The 17,311-nt window shown below is 65.4% G+C and carries 15 protein-coding genes; 7 read left to right on the forward strand and 8 right to left on the reverse strand.

What is annotated here, in order from left to right:
* The first annotated feature begins 19 nt into the window (after positions 1-19).
* Both Q1J95_RS01265 and Q1J95_RS01270 read left to right on the forward strand, forming a co-directional pair.
* On the forward strand, positions 20-1,078 hold the full coding sequence (locus tag Q1J95_RS01265; protein ID WP_300265409.1) for an alpha/beta hydrolase: 1,059 nt from the start codon (positions 20-22) through the stop codon (positions 1,076-1,078).
* Between the two features lie 66 nt (positions 1,079-1,144).
* The gene (locus Q1J95_RS01270) at positions 1,145-2,413 is read left to right on the forward strand and encodes a hypothetical protein (protein ID WP_300265412.1); all 1,269 of its coding nucleotides are present in this window, start codon (positions 1,145-1,147) and stop codon (positions 2,411-2,413) included.
* Here the strand turns inward: Q1J95_RS01270 and Q1J95_RS01275 are convergent.
* The 3 genes from Q1J95_RS01275 to Q1J95_RS01285 are packed head-to-tail and all read right to left on the reverse strand — an operon-like array spanning position 2,297 to position 4,019.
* Positions 2,297-2,785, reverse strand: coding sequence for a hypothetical protein (locus Q1J95_RS01275; protein WP_300265414.1), 489 nt, complete (start codon positions 2,783-2,785; stop codon positions 2,297-2,299). The genes Q1J95_RS01270 and Q1J95_RS01275 overlap by 117 nt on opposite strands.
* Entirely contained in the window at positions 2,782-3,333 is a 552-nt protein-coding gene (locus tag Q1J95_RS01280; protein WP_300265416.1) for a hypothetical protein, read from the reverse strand. The genes Q1J95_RS01275 and Q1J95_RS01280 overlap by 4 nt, the downstream gene beginning before the upstream one ends.
* Positions 3,330-4,019 carry a hypothetical protein gene (locus Q1J95_RS01285; RefSeq protein ID WP_300265418.1) on the reverse strand — a complete coding sequence of 230 codons (690 nt, stop codon included), beginning with the start codon at positions 4,017-4,019 and terminating at the stop codon, positions 3,330-3,332. Before Q1J95_RS01285 ends, Q1J95_RS01280 begins: the two co-directional genes overlap by 4 nt.
* 129 nt (positions 4,020-4,148) lie before the next feature.
* On the opposite strand from Q1J95_RS01285, the gene Q1J95_RS01290 reads away from it, so the two are divergent.
* The 3 genes from Q1J95_RS01290 to Q1J95_RS01300 are packed head-to-tail and all read left to right on the forward strand — an operon-like array spanning position 4,149 to position 6,760.
* Positions 4,149-5,810: an MDR family MFS transporter gene (locus Q1J95_RS01290; RefSeq protein WP_300265421.1), complete on the forward strand. Its 1,662-nt coding sequence runs from the start codon at positions 4,149-4,151 to the stop codon at positions 5,808-5,810.
* A 1-nt stretch (position 5,811) separates the two neighbouring features.
* A complete protein-coding gene (locus Q1J95_RS01295) occupies positions 5,812-6,270 on the forward strand; it encodes a MarR family winged helix-turn-helix transcriptional regulator (protein ID WP_300265424.1) in 459 nt (152 codons plus the stop codon).
* A gap of 43 nt (positions 6,271-6,313) precedes the next feature.
* On the forward strand, positions 6,314-6,760 hold the full coding sequence (locus Q1J95_RS01300) for a MarR family transcriptional regulator (RefSeq protein WP_300265427.1): 447 nt from the start codon (positions 6,314-6,316) through the stop codon (positions 6,758-6,760).
* Positions 6,761-6,878: 118 nt separating this feature from the next.
* On the opposite strand, the gene Q1J95_RS01305 is transcribed toward Q1J95_RS01300, so the two are convergent.
* Positions 6,879-11,249: a LamG-like jellyroll fold domain-containing protein gene (locus Q1J95_RS01305; protein ID WP_300265430.1), complete on the reverse strand. Its 4,371-nt coding sequence runs from the start codon at positions 11,247-11,249 to the stop codon at positions 6,879-6,881.
* A gap of 378 nt (positions 11,250-11,627) precedes the next feature.
* Between Q1J95_RS01305 and Q1J95_RS01310 the strand changes: the two genes are divergently transcribed.
* Positions 11,628-12,638, forward strand: a complete 1,011-nt coding sequence (locus Q1J95_RS01310; protein ID WP_300265433.1) for a LacI family DNA-binding transcriptional regulator — start codon at positions 11,628-11,630, stop codon at positions 12,636-12,638.
* A gap of 7 nt (positions 12,639-12,645) precedes the next feature.
* Here the strand turns inward: Q1J95_RS01310 and Q1J95_RS01315 are convergent, their stop codons facing one another.
* From Q1J95_RS01315 to Q1J95_RS01330, 4 genes are read right to left on the reverse strand one after another with little or no spacing between them, the layout of a single operon-like run.
* Positions 12,646-13,434, reverse strand: a complete 789-nt coding sequence (locus Q1J95_RS01315; protein WP_300265436.1) for an alpha/beta hydrolase-fold protein — start codon at positions 13,432-13,434, stop codon at positions 12,646-12,648.
* Positions 13,435-13,467: 33 nt separating this feature from the next.
* The gene (locus Q1J95_RS01320) at positions 13,468-14,322 is read right to left on the reverse strand and encodes a carbohydrate ABC transporter permease (protein WP_300265439.1); all 855 of its coding nucleotides are present in this window, start codon (positions 14,320-14,322) and stop codon (positions 13,468-13,470) included.
* Positions 14,309-15,259 carry a carbohydrate ABC transporter permease gene (locus Q1J95_RS01325; RefSeq protein WP_300265442.1) on the reverse strand — a complete coding sequence of 317 codons (951 nt, stop codon included), beginning with the start codon at positions 15,257-15,259 and terminating at the stop codon, positions 14,309-14,311. The genes Q1J95_RS01320 and Q1J95_RS01325 overlap by 14 nt, the downstream gene beginning before the upstream one ends.
* Positions 15,260-15,286: 27 nt before the next feature.
* The gene (locus tag Q1J95_RS01330; protein WP_300265445.1) at positions 15,287-16,582 is read right to left on the reverse strand and encodes a sugar ABC transporter substrate-binding protein; all 1,296 of its coding nucleotides are present in this window, start codon (positions 16,580-16,582) and stop codon (positions 15,287-15,289) included.
* 169 nt (positions 16,583-16,751) lie between these two features.
* Here Q1J95_RS01330 and Q1J95_RS01335 point away from each other — a divergent pair.
* Positions 16,752-17,311: FAD-dependent oxidoreductase (locus tag Q1J95_RS01335; protein WP_300265448.1), on the forward strand; the 560-nt coding region annotated here is incomplete at its 3' end.

A 17,311-nucleotide genomic window follows, 5' to 3' on the forward strand; every position in this document is an offset into this window, starting at 1 on the left:
CCGTACGGTAAGGAGATGCATGTCGGGAAGTGTTGCAGTCGAGGAGAACGCTGTCGGTCAAAGTGGAGGCATCAAGCGTCCTCATCGCCCAGGGCGTCGATTTCGGGTTGCACTGGTAGTCGTTGCGGTGCTGACCATAGCAGCGGGCTTTATCGTCCGTTCTCCATCTCCAGTGGGCCACTGGGACAGTGCTCAGGGGCAGGATCGCTTTATGGCGGCCTACGACGAGGCCTTTGCTGAAATGCCCGAGGCTGAGGAATCCGTCGATGTGCGCACCGACTTCGGCATCGTGCGCCTGTACCGGTTCTCGGGCACCGGGGACGCCACCGGCACCGGCACTGCCACCGCACCGCTGATCCTGCTGCCCGGCCGTTCCGCTGCCTCACCGGTATGGGCCGACAATCTGCCGATGCTCCGCGAGATCGGCGACGTGTACACCATCGACTTGCTCGGTGAACCAGGGATGAGCGTGCAAGAGCGCCCAATCCAGAACGACGAGGATCAAGCGGCTTGGCTTCACCAAGCACTCGAAAGCCTGCCGGAGGACCGCTTCCATCTCATCGGGCTGTCAATCGGCGGATGGAGTGCGGTCAACCTCGCCGTGCACGAATCCGAGCTCGTCGCCACGATGTCACTCATCGATCCCGTGTTCGTCTTCGGGGAGATGCCGTTGAGCACCGTGATGCGATCGATCCCTGCCGCCTTTTCGTGGTTGCCGAAGTCATGGCGGGACGACTTCAACTCATACACCGCAGGCGGTGCCCCAGTCGAGGACGTTCCGGTCGCGGAAATGATCGAAGCAGGGATGCAGCATTACAACCTCAAGCTGCCGCAACCCGCGAGAATCAGCGAAGAGCAACTGGCCGCCATTGACCTGCCGGTATTGGCGATTCTGGCCGGAGACTCGGTCATGCACGACCCTCAAGCCGCCGTAGGTACCGCCGAACGCGCGTTATCCGATGGCACAGTGAGTTACTATCCCGGCGCCTCCCACGCGCTCAGTGGCGAACAGCCGGAACAGATCGCGATCGACATCGCCGGGTTCATCTCGGAGAACTCATCCAGCGGCGGCAAGTAGGAGATTCTTCTTTCGGCGCATCCGCCTCCCCGGCATCCGACCCACGCGCACGCTACGGTTATCAGCATGACCCAGGCGCTACGCACCTTCGGGCGCATCCTCGCGTCGCACTGGATCGCGCTCGCCGCCTGGTATCTCGGCGGCGAAGCTCTGCACCAGGTACTCGTGCAGGTCGCCGGCTTCGTCGGCGGGTACACCTCGCTCGGCGGGCTCCTGCTGCTGCCGCTTGCTGTCGCGGCGCGACTGGTGTCGTACATCGCGATGTACCTCACCGTTCGGTCTGCGCTCGCCCACGCCGCTCACCCCGCCGGCGGCGGGGCTCGGGAGTTCTTGGCGGCGACTCTCGCCGCGATCCTCCCGTTCTCGGCGTTCTATGCCGCATGGGGCATGCTGGCCGCCGACCAGAACGAGTTCTTCAACATCGCCGCCGGCATCGCCCTGGCCGAGACGAACTACGAATACGGTGCACTCGGCGATCGCGGCGGTCTGATCTCCGTCGGGGTGCTTCCGGTAGCTGTGCTCGTGATCGCCCTGGCGCTGCGGACGCTGCACGCGCGCTACAGCGAGCGCCTGCCAGCGTGGACCTTCGTCGTCGCGGCATACACCGAGTTGCTGTGGACGTTCATGCTCTTCACCCTCGTCGGCCAGTGGTGGGCAGACGTTCGAGAATGGCTCGCCGGGCGCGCGGTCACAGCCTGGCTGAACGACATCGGTGACTGGTTCGCCGGCAACATCGTTCCGGTCGCCTTTGTCTGGGAAGGTGCGCTCTGGCTGGTCGGGCTGCTGGCAGCCGTGATCGTCGTTCCCGCCGGATGGCTCGCGGTGGCCGGCGTCATCTACGGCACGACCTTCGACACGACCCCGCCGGCGCTTCGCCGCAGCCGCGCGGCGCTCACGGGAACAACGGCGAAGCTCGTCCGCGTGCTGCTCCGACGATTCGAAGACCTGTGGGCGGCCGTCTCGGTGATCTGGCGAGGTGGGCCGTTGCTGATCGGCGCGTTCGTCCTGGCGTACGCGCTGTGGCAACTGGCGACGCAGGCTGGCACTCGCGGCCTGCTGGAGTTGATCGGCGGACACGACAGCTCATTCTGGAGCGCTTATCTGCCGATGATCCTCGTCGCCGTCGCGGCGGTGGCCGAGCCGGTGGGCGTCGCGGTCGTGGCGACAGCGTATGACGCCGTCATCGCCCGCCCGGAGGCGGGACTCGACACAGAACCCTCAGGGCTCGACGACGAAGCGGATCATGCGGTCGTCGAGATCGGGGATGGTGAGGGAGAACGGGCCGGTCGCGTCATCCGGCAGGAGGAAGACAGCGAGGATGTCGTAGGAGAGTGACTCTTCGAGACATGACTGCTCACCGGCATCCGAAGGCACATCGACGTCGCGGTGCGCGCCGAGCCACACGCGAGACCCCTCGATCTCTGCCAGAGTGAACGCCCCGCACCGCGTGGCATCCGCTCCACCCGTCGAGCGCATCGCGACGCTCAGGGTGCGCGAACCGGCCGGAGCGTCGAATTCGTCCCAGCGCACCGTGTCGACCGCGATCGTCTGACCGGCGATCTCGCCGCGCCGTTCCACGTCGACGACCGTCGGCTGCTCTGCCTCCGAAGAGGGCAGCACATCCAGCCAAACATGAACTCCGGCAGCGGCGACCGCCGCCACGACGAGCGCGATCAGCGCCAGCCCCTGCCTGCGCCACCACCTCATGGCGCCCCCAGGTGTGAGTCTTCGATCTCGATGCTCGGCTCGGTAGGGGCGTCGTCCAAGAAGATCGGAAGCACCACAAGATCGTCCAGTCGTGGCGTGGCGTACGTGGTCGACAGGCGCAGCAGCCCCTCGTCGTCGCTGATGCGCTCAGGCACCTCGAAAGCCAGCATCCCGACCGTGTCCGTACCGACGTGAAGATCTGTACGCACGAGCGACGTCCCTGGTCGCTCGCTTGCCTGGAACACCTGCCCATCCACCTCGAGTGTGGCCAGCTCGATGACGGCGTCTACCTCGGTCTGCGGGGCGGATGCCACGACCGTGACGACGATCCAGCGGCCGTCGGCGTGCCAGTCATCGACCGTGACCCGGTCCGCGAAACGGACGTCCGCGGCGGCGGCCGTGAGCGCGCGCGAGCTGACCTGCTCACCCACGGCACCGCTGACGACGAACGGAGCACGCTGGTCGAACGCCGTGGTCGCGACCACAGACACCGCACACGCCGCGACGGCCAGCGCAATGCCCGAGGCCCAGGAGCGTGCCGGAGTCATCGGTCGCCATCCAGTTCGATGCGCGCTGCGAGCTCGCCGCGGCGCCAGATGACCTGATCGGAGGAGATCAGGATCTGTCCGGTCGTCACCTGTGCGTCGTACACATCGAGAGAGACGCCTGCTGCCACGGCATCCGCTGGCACCGTCCACGCGACGCGCAGGGCGCTCGGGACACCCGGCTGCAGAATCACCGAGCCCGCCGACCCGTCCGTGCGCCACGCGAGCACGCTCGTGGTCGGCTCGATGCCGGGGCGCTCGCCCTCGCCGTGTTCGGGGCTGGTCAGGGTGAACAGCGGGTTGCGCGTGTTGACAAATCCGGTGGAGATGCGGTCGGCGCTGGTGGTGAGGCCGATCGGACGGTCTGTCGTGTTCTCCAGTTCCATCGTCACGACCAGAAGAGTCTCACCGGCGTCGGCTTCGAGAAACTGATCCTCCACGGCATCTGTGAACGCGGCGTCGAGCACTGTCACCGTGTACTCCGAGAGGTGCAGCTCATCGCCCATCGCGGTGGCCACTGGCACTGTCTCGACGGCGCGGAGCCCGCCCGAGGCCGTGACCGCGACGATCAGTGCCGCCACGAGACCGATCGCGATCCACAGCAAGGTCGGCACAGCGGCGAGGGCCGAGCCGATCAGGCGCCAGGCGGCACGGAGCGACCCCCGCACCGCTTCGCCTGCTCTGCCCACGCCGCAAGCCTAGCGAGCGACGTGGGGCTGGTGGACGAATTGGTTGACTCTCGGCAATAGTTGACAAATCACAACGACATAAATAAGGTTGTCATTCATCAACTTTCGTTCTGCAGGAGCACCACCCCTTTGACTTCCACCACGCACATCTCACCTGAGCCCACGCGCTCAGCCCGTGAGGTCTTCACCGCGATCTCGGGCCTCATCGTCGCCATGTTCGTCGCCGTGCTCTCTGGCACGATCGTGTCCACGTCGTTGCCGGTCATCATCGCCGACCTCGGCGGCACGCAGTCGCAGTACACCTGGGTCATCACAGCGAGCCTGCTCGCCACGGCCGTCACCACCCCGATCTGGGGCAAGCTCGCCGACCTCGTCAACCGCAAGATGCTCGTTCAGGTCTCGCTGATCATCTTCACTGTGGGCACGGTGATCGCCGGCTTCTCGACCGACACCAACATGCTCATCGTCATGCGCGTCGTGCAGGGCATCGGCGTCGGCGGACTCATGTCGCTCGTCATGATCGCCGTGGCACTGATCATCTCGCCCCGTGAGCGCGGCAAGTACATGGGGGTCGTCGGCGGCATCATGGCGCTCGGCACGATCGGCGGGCCGCTCCTGGGCGGCGTCATCACCGACACGCTGGGCTGGCAGGCCAACTTCTTCGTGGGCGTGCCGTTCGCGATCGTGGCGCTTCTCCTGCTGCAGTTCACGCTGCACCTGCCCGAGCCGCAGGGCATGAAGGTCTCGATCGACTACTTCGGCATCGTTCTGCTCGCCGTCGGCGTCTCGTCGCTGCTGATCTGGGTGTCGATGGGCGGCAGCCAGTTCGAGTGGGACTCGCTGACGAGCTTCGCGCTCGCCGGGATCGCCGCGGTCGCCATCATCGCGTTCATCGTGGTGGAGCTCATCGTGAAAGAGCCGATCGTTCCGATGTCGCTGTTCCGCAATCGAACCTTCACGCTGTCGGTCGTCGCCTCGATCGCCATCGGCGTCTCGATGTTCGCGACCGCGGTCTTCCTCGCGCAGTACTTCCAACTCGCTCGGGGAGCCACGCCGACCGAATCGGGCCTCATGACGATCCCCATGATCATCGGTCAGATGGGCGCGTCGATCATCATCGGCCAGCTCGTCAGCCGCTTCGGCAAGTGGAAGGGGTGGATGGTCACGGGATCCGTGCTCGCGCTCATCGGCGTCACCCTCATGTCGACCCTGCGCTATGACACGCCGTTCCCGCTCGTGGCGACGTACATGTTCGTGCTCGGCGCGGGGCTCGGCATGGTCATGCAGAACCTCACCCTGATCGTGCAGAACGACACCCCGCCCACGCAGCTGGGTGCGGCATCGTCGAACGTCAATTTCTTCCGCACCATCGCCGGCACCATCGGCGTGACCATCATGGGCTCGGTGCTCTCGACCAGCGTCGCCGGCTATATGAAAGACGGCCTTGCGGGCTTCACCCCGACGACGCCCGACGAGATCAGCGCGCTGAAGGGCCTGGCATCCGGCGATGTGCCCGCGGTGTCATCGCTGCCCGAATCGATCCGAACGGTCGTCGAATCCGCATACGGTCACGGCATCGCCGACGCGTTCCTCATCGCGGTTCCGCTCGCTGTCATCGGCATCATCGCGATCGCCTTCATCAAGAACAAGCCGCTGTCGACCAAGAACGCCGCCGAGCAGCTGCGCGAACAGGCCGAGGAATCGGCCATCGAGGTCGCCGAGGCCGAGGTGGGCGCGACGACCGGCACCGGGTCGATTCGCGTCGTCGCAGGCGATGAGGTCAGGCGCTGACATGACCGCCGCCGGGTCGACCCGCTCCGCGCTGGCGACGGATGCCGAGTTCGCCGAGTTCCAGGGTCACCTGAACCTCATCTTCTCGCGAGCGCGCAGTATGTGGAAGGAGTCGGCGGCACGCATCCACCCCGAGCTCCAGCCGTCGGGTTACAAGTTGCTGATGTTCATCTCGCGGGTCGGAAGCTCCAACGCCCACGAGATCGCCGAGCGGTTCGAGATGGACAAGTCGATGATCAGCCGACAGGTGCGGATGCTTGAAGACCTCGGTCTTCTCGAATCTCGGCCGGACGATGACGACGCCCGGCAACGGGTGCTCACCGCGACTCCGGCAGCCAGCGAAGCCCTGGTCGAGCTGCGGACTGATCACGCCCATCGGCTCCGCCGTGCACTGGCCGGGCTGACGAACGAAGAGATCACGGCGGCATCCAAGGTGTTCCGCGCTCTCTCCGAGATGTGAGCGCGGTGCCTGTGCCGGTGAAGGCGCCCGTAAACTGGCGAGCATGACTGACTCGCCCGCGGATGCCGCGACAGCACAGGCCGTCGCACGCGTCGAGCACGAACTGGGGCGGTTGTTCGCCCGCATCCGCGTGGGCTGGCGGGAGGCCGCGGCGACCGTGCACCCCGACCTGCAGCCGCTGGGCTATCAGGTGCTCACCTCGATCGCGAGCGGCAAAGCGACCTCGGCGGGGGCGATCATCGAGCGGCTGCAGACCGACAAATCAGCCGTCAGCCGGCACGTGCGTCAGTTGGAAGAGCTCGGGCTCGTCGAAAGCGTGCCCGACCCCGACGACCGGCGCGCTCGCGTGCTCGTCGCCACCGATCTCGCACAGGAGCGCATCGCTATCGCCCGGGAACGCTATGAAGGTCGGCTCGGCGAGAACCTGCGCTCGTGGACGGAAGGCGACCTCGATCGCTTCGTCGAGATGCTGGGGTCGCTCGGCCGGTGAGCGGCACGGGCGTCGAACGCCCTGCGACAGAGCCGAGTAGCCGGCGACGATGATGCTCCCGGACGCCATTGCAGGCATCCGAGAGCATCATCATCAGGAACTCAGCGTCGGTCGTCGGTCACATCGACGACCCCTTGCGGCGCCGGGTGAAGACGGCCATCCCAGCCCCGAAGGCGAGCAGGAGAACGGCTGCCAGGATGAACGCCGTCGACGCTTCTGCACCTGTGCGCGGCAGCTCGCCGTCCTGTCCGCCTGCGCCCCCGTCATCACCGTCTTGCCCGCCGCCGCTGGCGCCGTCATCGCCGGAGCCGGCGCCCGGGTCGGTGGAGCCGCCACCGTCACCGGGTTCGGGGTCTGGCGCATCCGACCCTTCCACCTGGAAGAGCCCGCCGAACTGCACGAGAGTGCCCGCTTCGGTGCTCGCTTTGATGCTCGCGTCGGTGCTTGCACCGGTGCCCGCTTCCGTGCTGCTGGCTGTCCATGCGTACATCTCGCCCGCGGTCAGGTCGCTCCAGCGAACCGTCGCCGGTGTTCCCGACGGCACCGTCTCGGTGCCGATGACCACGTCGGTCGGCGTCGCGACCACCAGGCCGTCCGTGGCGAACGATGTCGTGCGGGTGCTCAGGTTGATGGGAACCGTGAGGTTGTCCTCCGCGCCGTTGTACCGGTTGATCGGCTCCGGTGTGTTCTTCGGCGAACTGCCGTGGTCGTACGGCGTTGCTCCGAACTCGTCCAGGAAAGGTGAATAGGTGTCGACTGACATCGTGTTCTCCGCGGTGTTGAACTGCAGCATCCGCATGAAGCTGGCGCCCATGGCGAGCTTGTCCGTCGTCAGGTGATCCCACGAGCCATCGCCGTCGACGTCGATCTTGCCCGCATCGTCGCCGGTGCCGAACACGCACTGGGTCGCCGTGTCCAGTCCCGCCGCAGCGCACCGTTCCTTACTGAAGATGGTCTCCGCCGGAACCATGTACCCCTGATAGTCGGCGAGCATCTGAACGACCTTGTGGTTGCTCTGCACGCCCGGGATCGTCTCGACATTCGTGCCGACACCGTGGAAGTGTCCGCCGAGGACGAGGAACACGTTCGCGTTGGAGCGCACGACCTCGTCATACAGCTTGCTGCCATCGGCTCCCACTCGACCGGTGCGACCATCCGGTTCAGACGACGCCGAGACGTATCCGTGAGTGATGAGGATGCCGTTGCGATCGGAGTAGCGCTTGAACACCGAGTCCGCCCAGTCGGATTCTTCCTGAGTCACGCCGTAGGACAGCCCGACCGCGACGAAGTCGAGCCCACCGGCGGAGAACAGCACGTAGCTGTTAGAGCTGTCCTTTCCGCGCGTCGCGACGGCACCCGTGTCGGAATCGGTCACTTCGTCCATGGTGTGGAACGAGGCGCCCGCCGGCCAGAGCTCAGCGGCCTGGTCGTAGTACTCATCGGCGGCGAAGAACGCGGCGAACGGTGACTTCGGGCCGTTGTGCGCGCCGTTGTAGTTGTCGTGGTTTCCTGCGACAGCCTGGTTCGGCACGCCGGACTCCCACAGATCTTCTTGGAGCGAGACAATCGTCTCGAACTCCTTGCCGATCTGCTCCTTGGCGCCGGGGACGGATCCGTCGGAGGTGGTGTAGTCGAACACACTCGAACCGTCGCCGGGGTCGACAGCGTCGGGGTCGAACCGCATGTCACTGAGCGATACGTTGCTGTTGATGACATCGCCGGTGTTCGCGACGTAACTGATCTTGCGCTCGTCTTTGTTCGCGCCGATCCACTGGTTCTGCTCACGCAGCGACTGCGCGAAGACCGCAGACTCCGCTGGCGTGTTCGTCGCGCCCTCGATGTGCTGCCAGGGGAGGCTCGACGCCCACTCCATGTCGCTGCCGGATGCGACCTCGGTCGTGTACTGCGCATCGGTGTAGTGGACGAAGGAGAAATCGTAGTCCTCGGGCGCTTCGAAATGATCCTTCAGCTCGGGTGACCCCGCGGACTCATCGCGAGGCGACAGATCATCGGCGAACGGATCCTCCGCAGTGACGGCCACATGCACCACCGGATCGTTCTCGTCGCTCGAGTCGATCAAACGTGCATGGATCTCGCTCTGGAGATGCGTGTCACCGTCTGCCACGCCCCGCGACTCGTCGACGAGTGACCAGGACTCGCTCGTCTGGTCCCACGCCCAGAGCTTCACGATGCGCGTCGGATCGGCCTGTCCGCTCCACAGCAGCTGCTGCCCGCGCTCGGCATTCGGGAGGTCGATGTCGAACCGCTGGAACGGGAATGCGTCGTGGCTGGCCGGGCTCTTCGTCATCTCGTCATCACCCGGAGCTAGCCCGCCCGAGATCGCGGTGACGTCGTCCGCCTCGTCGGCGAAATCGAGGTCGAGCTCGGCGAGGGAAACGGAGATCGTGCCTTGAACTCCCGCGGGAGCCTCGGTGAGACGCGCCTCGGTGAAGGTCGTGGTGATGCTGTCGGCCACACCCGTCGCGGTCGCCGAGAGGACCGCGGCGTTGTCTTCCGGCCGCGTCTCGGTTCCGCCTGGCAGCGGAATGCGCAGCGACGTGAAGGGAATGGTCCAGTTCACAGATCGACCGAACACATCGGTCGCGAAGATGGCGATCTCGTGGTCGCCGGCTTCCATACCCGCGCCGATCACATCACCGGGGTGGATCTCGGTACCGTCGAGTTCGTACCGCCACCCGGTCGCGAGACCGTGATCCGAGATCGTCACGGCGAACTCCGTCGGGGTCTCCAGCGCCGTGCCGGCGGCGGGGACGGACGAGACGAGTTCGGGTGCCGCTGTGCGATCGCCGAACGAGTCGCGGTCCAATCGCGCTGCCTGATCTGCGTTCAGCGCGGAACTCCAGATACGTGCGTTGCCGATGCTGACGGATGCGGGAGATTCGATGGAACCGCGACCGGCGACGTCGGAACCGAGTGCGAAGTAGCGAACGTACGGCTCGATGGTTGAACCGGCGGTCGGTGCCTTGATCTGGCCGACGGTGCCCGTGGCGTTCGTTCCCACCAGCTTGCCGTCGAGGTAGAGGTCGATCTCGGTGCCGTCGAACGTCGCGACGACGCTGTACCAGACGCCTGACTGAAGGGCCGGCGTGCCGATGCTCTTGTACCCGCCGTTGATGTGCATGGATGCGACGATCGACGAGTTCGACAGGTGCAGCCCGAATCCGCCGGCGCTCTTGCCGGCGCACACGTGAGGCGTGCCGGTGACCGGCAGCGACTGGTTCACCTTGATATCGCACTGCAGGGTGAGGCCGTCGCCCGCCCACGAGTCGTCAGCCCACGTGCTCGTGTCGTCCGTGCGCGGTGCGCCCGTGTCAGCCCACGCATCTTGAAGCGGATAGAAGGCGTGGTCCTTCTGCCCATCTGTCGTGTAGACATTGTGCGGCTGCGTGGTGAAGGCCCTGTCGACGGTGACATCCGCCGTGCCAGTCACCTTCGGCTGGCGGTTCGCGGGCGAGTGATCCCGGAATGCCGCCGCCTCGTCGGAGAAGTCGACATCGAGCACATCGGCAGCTGGCACGTCGACGTTCGGGTTCGGCTCGTCTGGATTCTCCTCGCCCGGGTCATCTCCGGGATCCACTTCCTCGGCCGTTGAGGGCTTCTCCTCGTTCCACAGCATCGCCACTTGGGCTTCGGTGAGAACCGAGCTCCAGGCGCGCGATGCCGCGACCGCGATGTGGGCGGGCTGCGCGAAACCATCTTCGCGCGGGGTAGCGCCGATGCCCCACTTCGGAACGCTGTCGACCCTGAGTGTGCTGTACGGGCTGACGTGGTTGCGGCCGGAGCCAGCTCCGTTGCCGGGTTGCGGCTCGAGTTCCCACGCGGGTGTGCCGTTGAGGTAGAGCTTGACCTCGCCGTCGCCGACGGTTGCCACCGCGTGCACCCATTCTCCCGGCTTGACCGGGATCGGTGCCGTGGCCGTGTTCACGTTCGCCGACGTGGATGTGGCCTTGAACCGGAGGCAGCATCCTGTCGCGGGCAGGTAGAAGGCGTACCCTTCCGGGCCGCCCGCGCACAGCTGACTGGACTGACCACCCGGGACCGGGCTGTCTCCGTCGTAGCGGAAGTAGCATTCGAACGTGCCGCCATCGAGGAGATCGATGCCCTCTGCGTACTCGGGGTCATCCGTCGACCAGGCGTCGCTGATGTCGTAGACATACGCGCCGGTGCCCGTGCTGGTTCGCTCCGTGTCGCCGACGAAATCGGCGATATAGCGCTCCACGGTCTCGTCGTACACGATGTTCGGGGCCGTACCTTCGACACTGACCGGGCGGTCTTTCACATGTTCGACCGGGCCGTCCTCGGTGAAGTCCACGCTGATCACGTCGGCCTGTGGAACGGCGGAAGCCGCGATGGCTGTCGGCGCAGACGATGCGACGTCCGAAGAGATCGCAGCAGCCGCCGGGGCCGAGACCGCCGCACTCGCGGCGACGGCCACGGCAACGGCGATCACACCGGCCTTTCTGACCATGGATGGCCGCCATGCGGCGGGGGTGAACGCCGTCGGTACACGGGTATGGGAACGCACTGATGTCCTCCTCGACTACCTGCGCCGTGCGGTCGCAGGCGCTGACGATGGCGAGTATAACGACATACTTGATTGCACTACAAGAGACGTGTCTTTATGTCGTTCACGCCAGTTTCGATTGAAATAACGGGTAACTCAGGAGAAACCTACTGAGCAGTGGCGACCGAGAGGTTACGTAAATCAAAATACTTGGTAACGCTGCTGGAGTGCGTGCGGCGATGAAGCCGAGTGTCCTTTCACCGGTGACGGGGGTCGAGTATTACGATTGAACGAATCCTCGGCGCTCGCCCGGGATACGGCACGAGCGACAAGGAGGCGCGAATGGCGAAAAGCGCGCGTCTATCGGAAGTCGCGAAGCTCGCCGGAGTTTCCCCTGGGCTCGTCTCGCGATTGATCAACGACGACCCGACTCTGAAGATCCGCGAGGAGACGCGCGAGCGCGTGACGTCGGCGATCGAGATGCTGCAGTACACGCCGCACGCCTCTGCGCGGGCCCTGCGCAGCGCGCAGACCGGGCTGCTGGGCTTTGCCCTCTACCACGTCACTGATCCGATCTATGCGCAGATGGTCGAGAGCGCTGAGACTGCAGCGGCTGCGGCGGGCTACTCGCTCATGCTCCTCAACGCCGCGGAACTCGCAGCCCACCCTGATACCTTTCGCCGACTGACACAAGGTCGCCGGGTCGACGGTCTGCTCATCCAGGGCGGATACTCCGACGATCTGTCATCGTTGCAGGGTGCGAAGTCGATACCGACCGTGCTGTTCAACGCCGACGCGCTCGACGGCTTCCGCACTGTGCGACTCGATGACGCCGGCGCCGCGACGCTGGCGACGCGCCACCTGATCGAGCTCGGTCATCGCAACATCGCCTTCGTCGGGGCGGAGGGCTCATCATCCGAGCGTCGTTTCCAGGGGTATCTGTCGGCGATGGCGGAGGCCGGACTGGCTCCGCACCCGGTCATCGCCGGTGGCTGGGACGCGGGCCCGGCGCGCGAGGTCACCGAGAGCTACTGCCTGAGCCGCGGAAGCGCGACGGGGCTGGTCGTCGTCTCGACCACGAGCGCGTTGGGAGTGCATGCCGGCGTCATCGCCTCGGGCCGGCGGGTTCCGCAGGATGTGTCGATCGTCAGCATCCACGACACGTGGTTCGCCCCGCATCTGAGTCCGGCGCTCACCGTGGCCGCGATGCCGCTCGGCGATCTCGGGCGGGTCGCGGTCGAGCTGTTGCTCGAACAGATGCGCTCCCCGACCGAAGGCGAAGTGATCTTCCGCGAACCAGAGACGCGTATGGTGCTGCGCGCGTCGAGCGCGCCGCCCCCGCAGGGCGCGTGAGTCGTCGTCAGAGCGTGTCGGTCATCCGCGCGACTGCTGCGACGGCCTCGGGCAGCCAACCCGAATCCCACCGGTGCGCACGGTGCCGTTCGTTGTCGTACACGTGCGCGATGCCGAGCTCATCCAGCAGCCGGTGCGCCTCGGAGAGGTGGTCGTGGCTCCAATCCGGTGCGTCCTTGCCGAAGTTTCCATACCCGTGCAGGGCGATCCGCGGGGCGTCGCCCAGTTCGCCGCCGCGGGTGCGGAGCAGGTGGGGGATGGCGAAGTCCTCGAAGCGCTCGGGGCTGGGCCAGTAGTAGGGCATCTCCCACTGATCGGGCTGCGTCTTCATGACGGGTGAATCGAATGCCGCAGCGGCCGCGAAGGCCTGCGGGTAGCGCAGCAGGATCTGGAGTGCCGCCGATCCGCCCTTGCTGTAACCGATCAGCAGCCGGGGGAGAGCGGGGTAGAGGGTGTCGACGAACGGCACGATCTCATCGATGAAGAACATCAGCTGCTGGAACATCGGCTGATCGGGAAGGTCGGTCATCCACGGCCAGTCCGAGTATGTGGGCGCGACGAAGATCAAGCCGTGGCGATTGTGCAGATCACCGCGCAGCGCCTCATCCAGCCCGTCTCCCGAGCGGTGGCTCAGCTCCGGAGTCGAGGGCAGCAGGTAGACGATACGCGGGTTCTCGACGGCCGCGAGATCGTCGGGCTCGAGCACTCGGAGCACGGTCTCGAACTGCTGCCGCGTCGACGTCACAGAGTACTGCAGATAGTTGAGCCGCAGCGGCGCGGAGAAGGTGGCGGGCATGGGCGTCCTTTCCAGAGATCTCGTACTCGGATGCTACGACTTCAGGCCGCCCGCGGTCAGTCCGGAGACCACGTGCTTCTGAGCCAGCAGGAAAACGATGAGCACGGGCAGCACGGAGAGGGTCGTCGCAGCCATCTGCACGTTCCACCGGGGGCCGGCCAGTGCGTCTTCGAAGAGCGTCAGCGCGACCGGGACCGTGAGCATCGTCTGCGAGCGCAGATAGACGAGTGGCTCGAGGAACTGGTTCCAGCTGAACCACGCGGTGAAGACGATCGCCGATGCGATGGATGGGCGGACGAGCGGGAGGAAGATCTGCACCATGGTGCGGGTGCGGCTGGCGCCATCGAGCGTTGCCGCTTCTTCGAACTCTGCGGGGAGGGTGAGGAAGGCCTGGCGCATGATGAACATCGCAACCGGTCCCGTTGACAGCACCGAGGTGAAGATCACCAGCGGGTAGAAGGTATCGACCCACCCGAGGTCAGCGGCCGTCTGGAACAGCGGGATGATCACCGCCTCGGGCGGGATGAAGACGCCGCTGAGCAGGATGATGAAGATGACCGCGGCGCCGACCGGTCGGACACGGGCGAGGGCGTAGCCCGCGGGCACCGCCAGTAGCAGCGTGAGGGCGCAGATCAGGACCATCAGCAGGACGGAGTTCAGGATCTGCCGTCCGAAGGGCTGCAAGGTGAAGACCTGCACGTAGTTCTCCCAGCGGAACACCTCTGGGAAGATCAGCGGGGGATACTTGAGGATCTCTGTGATGGACTTGAACGATCCGCTCACCATCCACAGCACGGGCCCGATGAACAGCAGCGCGATGACGCTCAGGAGTACGTAGGTCGGGATGCGCCGCACCGCTGGCGATCGCAATGCGCTATTCCGCTTCATGGAAGACCATCCTCTTTCGGAACTGCCAGATGACGCCGATGAGCGCGATCACCAGGACGAACAGGAACACCGAGAGCGCGGAAGCGTAGCCGATGTCGTTCAGCCGGAAGGCCTGCCGGTAGATCTCGAAGGCGAGGACCGATGTCTGCACGCCGGGGCCGCCGTTGGTGAGCAGCAGGACGAGCTCGAAGACCTTGAACGAGCCACTGACCATCAGCATGAACACCATGATGATCGCCGAGGAGATCTGCGGGAGGATGACGTGGCGAAAGCGCGTCCAGCGTCCCGCGCCGTCCACGTGCGCTGCGTCCAGCAGTTCCTGAGGCACGGCCTGCAGCGCCGCGAGGAAGATCATCATGTTGATGCCGACGTTCTTCGTGAGCTGAATGACGGCGAACACGGCGAGCGTGAGCCATTCGCCGCGCAACCATGGCAAGGGGCCCGACCCGACGAGTCCGACGATGCCATCCAGCAAGCCGCCGGGCTGGAGGATGAATCCCCAGACGAGAGTCCACGCGACGGTGGTCACCAGTGCGGGGACGAAGATCGCCGCACGGAAGATGTTGATGCCGGGGATCTTCTGGTTCAGTAAGAGAGCGAGGGCGAGGGCGAGTATGGTGCCCCCGATGCTCAGCACCACGACGAAGAAGAAGGTGTTCGACAGCACGACCGCCATATCCGGGTCGCTGAAGATGCGTGCGTAGTTGTCGAGGCCGACGAAGTCACGGGTGCCGGCGAGCACGTTGACGCGCGTCAGACTGAGCTGGACGACGCCCCCGAGTGCGACGAGCCCGACCACCAGCATGCCGAGCGTCTGCGGCGCCAGCAGCGTGTAGCCGAAGACGTTGCGGCCAGCCTCACGCGGGCCGTGTCTCTTCCTGCCGCGCCTCGGCGCCCGGATCTCTCCGGGCGCCGAGGCGGCAGCGCGATGCTGCATTGTCATGATGTTGCGCAGGTCTCCAGATCAGGGAAGGAGTTCGCCGACGTTGCCGCAGACGCTCGTGAGTGCCTGCTTCACGTCGACGCCGGGCTGATAGAAGTACTCATCGAGCGACGAGTTCAGTGCATCAGCGACGACGGCATTGCTCTCTGTCACAGGGAACACCTTGCCATTCTCCTTGACTCCTTCGATGATCGGCACCACTGCCTCGGGGGTGAGAACCTCGGAGTTCTGGGTGAGTACCTCGGGGGTGAGCACGCTTTCGCGGATCGGCGGGAAGAATCCCGAGTACTTCGCCATCGCGTCCTTCGAGCCGAGGAATGCGACGAGCTCGGCGGCTTCGGCTGTGTGGTTGCCTGCGGCGAAGGCGACGATGGAGGCCTGTCCTGTCGCCACGACGTCACCGGCAGGGCCCGCGGGTGTCGGCGCGATGCCCCAGTCGAAGTCGACTTCACCGAGGTTCGCGGCGGAGCCGAGGAAGGCTGACGTCGCCGCGGCGCCGCCGCCCCAGAAGTCGACCTGCTGGCCGGGCACCGGCATCGAACCGTCATCGAAGGTCATGCCGTGGAAGACGGAGAGGGCCTCGACGGCCTCGGGAGAATCGAGCGTGCACTTCGAGGCGTCGTCGCTCCAGGGGGATGCTCCGTAGGCGTTGAGGTAGGGGAGCAGGCGCGTCCAGTTCTTGAAATCGAAGTCGTTGAGCACGTAACCGGGCACGCCAGCTGAATCGGCCAGCTGCTTCGACGTCTCGCGGAAGGTCTCCCACGTCCAGTCGCCGTCGGCGATGAGCTGGCCCGGATCCTTGACACCTGCCTGAGCGTAGAGGTCCTTGTTGTAGTACATGATCAGCGGCCCCGTCGAGAACGGTATGCCGTACACCGCGTCGTCGGCCTCCCACCGCTCGAGCAACGAGGGAATGAAGTCGTCGAAGTCGAAGTCCTCCGTCGCGTCGATGGTCTCGCGCAGATCGACGAGCGCACCCGCCTTGATGTACTCGGCGCTGCTCTCGACCGGCAGCCAGCTGACATCGGGGGCATCGCCGGCGGAGATCTGCGTCGTCACCAGCGTGTCGAGTTGGGCGAGGTCGAAGCTCTCGATCTTGACGCTCGCGACGCGGGGATTCTGCTCTGCGAACTCCGCGCCGAGATCTTCGAAGACACCGACGTGATCGGGGTTCGCCGACCAGATCGTCATCCGAAGATCGACATCGTCTTCGCCGCTCGTGCCGGTGTCAGGGTTTGCGCCGTTGCTGCAGGCGACCACCAGGCTTGCGGCCGCGAGAGCGGCGACAGCGAGTGGTACTCGGGTGCTGGAACGCATTTCTATCCTCCTTGATACATGCGGGCCGCAAGAACGCAGGTGCCCATGGTGGCGAGTATAACGAAGTACCTAAAGGCGGTCAATAAAGCACATAAGCTAGTGAACACAGAAGTAAATCCATATACTTGCGGGCAGGAACATCGCGAAAGGCAATGGAGGCCGAAAGAGCATGTCGAGCGAGAAGAGCGCGCTGTACGTGGCGGAGCCGTCGAAAAGCACCCCGGTCGTCGGTGACTTCGACGTCATCGTCACCGGAGGGGGCCCTGCCGGCGTGATCGCGGCGATCGCCGCTGCTCGTGGTGGGGCTCGCACTCTGTTGATCGAGCGCTACGGCTTCGTCGGCGGAATGTCGACGAGCGCGCTGGTGACTCCGATCAGCGAGTTCCGCGTGGGCGGTCAGCAGCACATCGGCGGTATTCCGCTCGAGCTGATGCGTCGTGCCGCCGAGCTCGGCGGTGCCGAGCTCGAGCGCGACAGTGGCAACTGGCCGGTCAATGATGAGATTCTCAAACTCGCGGCGCAGCGCATGCTGCTCGAGAGCGGGGTGACCCTGCTCTTTCACAGTTGGTTCGCCGACGTCGTCGCCGATGACGGGACCGTGAGTCACGTGATCGTGCAGAACAAGGCCGGGCGCACGGCCTATGCGTGCAAGGTCGTGATCGACTGCACCGGCGACGCCGATGTCGTCCGCGCTGCAGGCCTTCCGACGACGAAAGGCGAAGTGCTGCA

Source organism: Microbacterium sp., assembly GCF_029263575.1.
Taxonomy (GTDB): Bacteria; Actinomycetota; Actinomycetes; order Actinomycetales; family Microbacteriaceae; genus Microbacterium.

Bases quoted from the DNA above. Each gene is read 5' to 3' on its own strand.
- Q1J95_RS01320 (WP_300265439.1), bottom strand. From the start codon at position 14,322: ATGAAGCGGAATAGCGCATTGCGATCGCCAGCGGTGCGGCGCATCCCG.
- Q1J95_RS01325 (WP_300265442.1), bottom strand. From the start codon at position 15,259: ATGCAGCATCGCGCTGCCGCCTCGGCGCCCGGAGAGATCCGGGCGCCG.
- Q1J95_RS01305 (WP_300265430.1), bottom strand. From the start codon at position 11,249: ATGGTCAGAAAGGCCGGTGTGATCGCCGTTGCCGTGGCCGTCGCCGCG.
- Q1J95_RS01270 (WP_300265412.1), top strand. From the start codon at position 1,145: ATGACCCAGGCGCTACGCACCTTCGGGCGCATCCTCGCGTCGCACTGG.
- Q1J95_RS01300 (WP_300265427.1), top strand. From the start codon at position 6,314: ATGACTGACTCGCCCGCGGATGCCGCGACAGCACAGGCCGTCGCACGC.
- Q1J95_RS01295 (WP_300265424.1), top strand. From the start codon at position 5,812: ATGACCGCCGCCGGGTCGACCCGCTCCGCGCTGGCGACGGATGCCGAG.
- Q1J95_RS01315 (WP_300265436.1), bottom strand. From the start codon at position 13,434: ATGCCCGCCACCTTCTCCGCGCCGCTGCGGCTCAACTATCTGCAGTAC.
- Q1J95_RS01280 (WP_300265416.1), bottom strand. From the start codon at position 3,333: ATGACTCCGGCACGCTCCTGGGCCTCGGGCATTGCGCTGGCCGTCGCG.
- Q1J95_RS01265 (WP_300265409.1), top strand. From the start codon at position 20: ATGTCGGGAAGTGTTGCAGTCGAGGAGAACGCTGTCGGTCAAAGTGGA.
- Q1J95_RS01310 (WP_300265433.1), top strand. From the start codon at position 11,628: ATGGCGAAAAGCGCGCGTCTATCGGAAGTCGCGAAGCTCGCCGGAGTT.
- Q1J95_RS01330 (WP_300265445.1), bottom strand. From the start codon at position 16,582: ATGCGTTCCAGCACCCGAGTACCACTCGCTGTCGCCGCTCTCGCGGCC.
- Q1J95_RS01275 (WP_300265414.1), bottom strand. From the start codon at position 2,785: ATGAGGTGGTGGCGCAGGCAGGGGCTGGCGCTGATCGCGCTCGTCGTG.